Annotated in this window: 4 protein-coding genes and 1 pseudogene; all 5 read right to left on the reverse strand. The window is 35.1% G+C overall.

Translation table 11 applies throughout. From position 1 onward, the window contains the following. Positions 1–494, reverse strand: a 494-nt coding sequence (gene cas9, locus Q1553_RS06985; RefSeq protein ID WP_366525099.1) for a type II CRISPR RNA-guided endonuclease Cas9, incomplete at its 3' end; no start/stop codon positions are given. Between the two features lie 84 nt (positions 495–578). Further along, positions 579–2,438, reverse strand: coding sequence for an RNA polymerase sigma factor RpoD (gene rpoD / locus Q1553_RS06990; protein WP_115550711.1), 1,860 nt, complete (start codon positions 2,436–2,438; stop codon positions 579–581). 175 nt (positions 2,439–2,613) lie between these two features. Further along, entirely contained in the window at positions 2,614–3,399 is a 786-nt protein-coding gene (locus Q1553_RS06995; protein WP_115550712.1) for a carbon-nitrogen hydrolase family protein, read from the reverse strand. Then, complete coding sequence (locus tag Q1553_RS07000; protein ID WP_245944172.1) at positions 3,396–3,641, reverse strand: exodeoxyribonuclease VII small subunit; 246 nt, start codon at positions 3,639–3,641, stop codon at positions 3,396–3,398. Before Q1553_RS07000 ends, Q1553_RS06995 begins: the two co-directional genes overlap by 4 nt. After that, positions 3,638–4,843: pseudogene (locus Q1553_RS07005) on the reverse strand (flagellar functional protein); the annotation flags it as partial. The pseudogene Q1553_RS07005 and the gene Q1553_RS07000, both read right to left, overlap by 4 nt.

Here is a 4,843-nt window from a genome sequence, read left to right on the forward strand (position 1 = left end):
CTTTGATACTTATCTTTCATAGCTGTTTCATTTACTTTAATCGCACTTAGCACCTTTCCAGAATCTTTATCGCTTCCTGTTTTTGCGTGTTTGTTCCCATAGCCGCGATGTTTAGCGATATGTAAAATTACCCGTGCTAAGTCTTTAGAATCTAGCTTTTGACTTAGAGCTAAAGTGCGTAGCTCATAGGGGCTTTTGTGTTCTTTGCTTGTTTGGTATGCCTTTGGTAATTCCCCATCATTTGCAAGATAATCGCTTAAATTTAGCCCAAATTCTTTACAAAGCAGTCTTTTAATTGCATTAAGCCTAGCTTTTCTCCGTGCTAATCTCCGTCTAACCCCTCTTGCTTCTCTACGCGGAGCAGCAAGCGAATCACCATTTTTTGGATTCTCCGCTTTGGTAAAGATTCTCACCCCACAATCTTTTAATTCTTCTCCCTCTACATATGCCCAACCAATGCTTGTAATGCCTATATCAAAACCAAGAATTTTCATTGCAACTCCTTAAACTTTGAGTCAAACAATCAGTTATAAAAATAAATAATTTCAAATGACAAATTTTGCTTTCTAAATTGCAAATCAATCTTCAATATAATTCTTAAGCTTGCGCCCTACTTTTGGGTGTTTTAGTTTTTTAATTGCACTAGATTCTATTTGTCGGACACGCTCACGCGTTACATTGAGCTCTTTGCCAATCTCCTCTAATGTCCTATCAGATTCATCATCAAGCAATCCAAAGCGCATACGAATCACAGCCTTTTCGCGTTCATTGAGCTGGTCTAGCACATCATCAATCTGACTTTTTAAATCCTCTTTTAAGATATGGTCCATTGGTCCAACAGAACTTTTATCCTCTACAAAATCCCCAAATTTTCCATCTTCACCATTTCCAATAGGTGCTTCTAAGCTAATAGGTTCTTTGGTGATTTTGATGACATTTTTTACCTTATCCACAGGCAGCCCCACACCCTCTGCAATTTTTTCCAAATCCGGCTCTTTACCCTCTTCTTGTAGAAATTTGCGCATAATTTTATTAATCCGATTAATTGTTTCAATCATATGAATTGGAATCCGAATCGTGCGTGCTTGGTCGGCAATGGCGCGGGAAATTGCCTGACGAATCCACCAAGTAGCATAAGTAGAGAATTTATAGCCTTTTTTATACTCAAACTTATCTACTGCTTTCATTAATCCAATGTTGCCCTCTTGAATTAAATCCAAAAATGGTAATCCGCGATTCGTATATCTTTTGGCAATGCTTACAACAAGGCGTAGATTGGATTTTGCCATTTTTGCTTTTGCTTTATCGGCAATGTCTTTTCCGCGCTTGATTTGCTCTAAGATTTGCTTAAGTTTTTCTGGTTCTAAGTCAAAGCTCCCCTCACTTGCTGCTTTGGTTTGAAACAACTTTTTAATCTCCATATAAGTAGAAACCATCGTTGCTTCTGGCGCAGCAGCAGTAATGTCTGCTTTGCTCATTTCCGTAATATTATCCAAGATTCTCTTATGATTATTTAGCAAAATATCATTAAATAAAGGCAAGCGATATTCTAAACGTTTTAATTCCTTTTCAAAACCCTCATCACTTTTAATTGTATTTTCCATTGCTTTGACAAGCTCATTAATTAACTTGCTTGTAGGTCCCAAGTCTAGCAGCTTTTCTTTCAAAAGTTGTTTTTTATGCGCCAAAGTCAGCAAATACAACATATCCTCACAACTCTCATTGTCCTTTTCTTGTTCCCAAGTTTTCAGCCAATCTTTCTTTGCTTTTTCTAATGCCTTAAAGCTTATCAACACCTTTTCTACGCGTTTTTGGTCTTTTTTACTAATCGGTTTCTTAGAATCCTCACCTTTTTCATTTTCACTCTCCTCTTCCTCCTCCTCTTCCAAATCCTCTTCTTCGCCCTCCTCCTCGTCATCATCAAAACTTTTAAAAAGCTCTTTGACGCGTCTTTCACGATTGATTAAAGCTTCTTTGTAATCCAAAATAAAATCAATCAAATAAGGCACAGAACAAATTGCGTCTAGGATAATATTTTCGCCTAGTTCAATGTTTTTACTAAGCTCCACTTCATCTTCACGTGTCAAAAGTGGAATCTGTCCCATTTCACGCAAATACATTCTAACAGGGCTATCACTGCGACTCCATTCAAGCAATTCACGCTCTTTCATAAAGTCAAATTCATCTTCTAATTCTTCATCTAAAAGCCGTTTTTTATCCTCTTTGATTTTTCTTGCATCGTCTTGATTCAGAATTTTTGCTACTTCAGAAGCAGACATCAATTTTCTATTGTATTTTTTTGCAAGCTCACTCACTCTTTTGGCTTGTGCAGCGGTAGGAAGTTTACCCAAAACCTGTGCAATTTTTTCATAAGAAACATATTTAAACTCACTTTGAAACAATTCGTCTAATTGTTGATTGATATTTTTTGCAGACATAGAAAACTCCAAGAAGTAGATAAAACTTAATTTATTTTTAAGTCAATGAAAAAACATTGATTATATCTAAAATTTATAAATTTAATCTTAAAAAATAATAGAGATTCTAACATAAATGCAAGAATCAATTCAAAATACTTTAATAATACTAAATTAGGAATCTAAAAGCTTTAAATTAAGAACGAAATCTCCAACATTCTTTAATTTCTTTTAAATATTTTTTATCCACTTCGGCAATCAGTAATTCCTCGCGGTCACCTAAGCAATCTATCACTTCCCCATTAGGACAGACAAACAAAGAATCTCCATAAAAATTCCACAATGTCTTTGTCGGTGCGTCCTCATATTGCCCAATTCTGTTTGCACGCAATACATAACAACTATTCAAAAAAGCCCTCATTTTTATAATACTACGCCAACGCAAAGAGGAATCAAAGGTGGAAGCACTCGGGAGCAATACACAATCTACATTCTCATTTTTAAATTTTAACCAAAACTCATCAAAATGCAATTCATAGCCAAAAAGCACAGAAAATTTAATTCCACCCACGCTAAAAATCGGAGGGATTCTAAGGATTTTTGGAGAAGTATTGGCAAAAAATTTCTCTTCATTCCAATGCTCATAAGGCATGAGTTTCTGTGCTCTATAACGCAAAGCCTTGCCCTTATTAATGATTAGAATCGTTTTATAAAGTTTGCGGGAAACCACTTCTAAAATAGGTGTTACAATGATGATTCCATATTTGCTAGAAAGCTGCAACAAATTTTCATTTTCTTTGTTGATTTGTTCTAACCATTGTGATTTTTTATGTCTTTTAGATTCCAAATTTTTAAAAAACGGATTAAGTAAATATTCTCCAAAAAGAATAATTTTAGCCTTTGCTTCCACAGCCGTCTTAAGATAAGATTCTATCTCACTTTGACTTTTATTATTTGAAAGTTGTAGAGCAGCGATTTTCATTGGTTTTCCTTTTTGTATTGCATTTTGAGTTCTTCGCATTGTAATTGTGCATCTTCCAAGATTCTTTGTGCTTTTTGTAGATTTTCCATACCCTCTTTATAGAACGCTAAACCCTCATTAAGAGTAAGTTCTTCCTCCTCTAATTTTTCTAAGCATTTTGAAATTATACTAAGATAATCTTCAAAGTTCATTTCCTGATTTTTCATTGCTTTTTGTTTATTTTTTTGCATTTCTTCTCTCATGGTTGTCCTTGAGTTTGGGATACATTTTGAGTTTCCAATAAATTTTTAGCATCTATACAGAGATTTTTCCAAGGCGATTCTGCTTGGACAGCCTCGCAACGATTATAAGATTCTATTGCGGCATTTTTATCACCCAATTTGTCGTTTAAGTAACCTTGTAAATAATAAATTTGAATCTGCTCATTTCCTGAATTAGCACGAGATTCTACATTTTTGAGCAAATCTAAGGATTCTTGAAATTTACCTTCACGATTGAGAGCCTCTATCATACCCAATTCAACCCAAGGGGAATATTCAAAACGTTCATATCGCTTTTGGAGAGCCATCAGTTTGCCTGCATACACTTTAATTGCTGTATCGTCTTTGTTTGCAAGAGATCTTTGCAAAGCTTCTTTATAAACCTCAATCATTGGATTGCTATCTTTTAATTTATCTTCCAACATAGGTAAAATCTTAAACGCTTCCTCCCACCTTCCTTGCTTACTCAAAGACATAAATAATATCCAAGCACTATCGTTGTATGCGGGATTACTTAACAAGCTCAAGGTATCCCTTGCGGCAAGAGCTGCTTTGGGATAATCTTGCATTTCATACTCTACCCACGCCAAACGATAGAGCCAATCCTCTTTATCCGTAGCTGTTTTGGCATTTTGGGATTCTATTTGAGCAATTTTTTGTGCCGCATTGTATTGTTTATTTTCTCTCAAACAATCCAACATTTGCAACTTTTCATTGCTTTGCAATGGAATCCTCTCGGCATACAAGCTACCATAATACGCTGCTTCTTTACAATTTTGTGCCTTTAAAGAATCTCTCGTCAATGCACTAAGCGCATTCAATAAAACAGCGGGGTTCTCTCCTAATTGACGCTCTAACTCCTCTCTTAAAGCAAAGATTTCTTGATAATTCCCTGTTTCATACAAGGTTTCAGCTTTTTTCTCTAATGCCATTTTGGCTTCTTCTTTGCCTTGATAATTTTCCATTACATAATCATAATGTTCTAATCGTTTTGTCGCATTATCCTCATTATAATTCAACAACAAATTATCGTCCAAATTTTTTACTTCGCGTCGTTCCGCTTCACTTTCTGTTTCTTTAAGTAAAAGTTGATAATATTGGTGTGCTTTTTTAAGATTTCCTGCTTTGTCAAACCATATTGCCATACTTTTAAGGAGTGGCAAATACAATGGGTCATCTTTATC

The sequence above is a fragment of the Helicobacter sp. UBA3407 genome (genome assembly GCF_949747025.1).
GTDB lineage: Bacteria > Campylobacterota > Campylobacteria > Campylobacterales > Helicobacteraceae > Helicobacter_D > Helicobacter_D ganmani.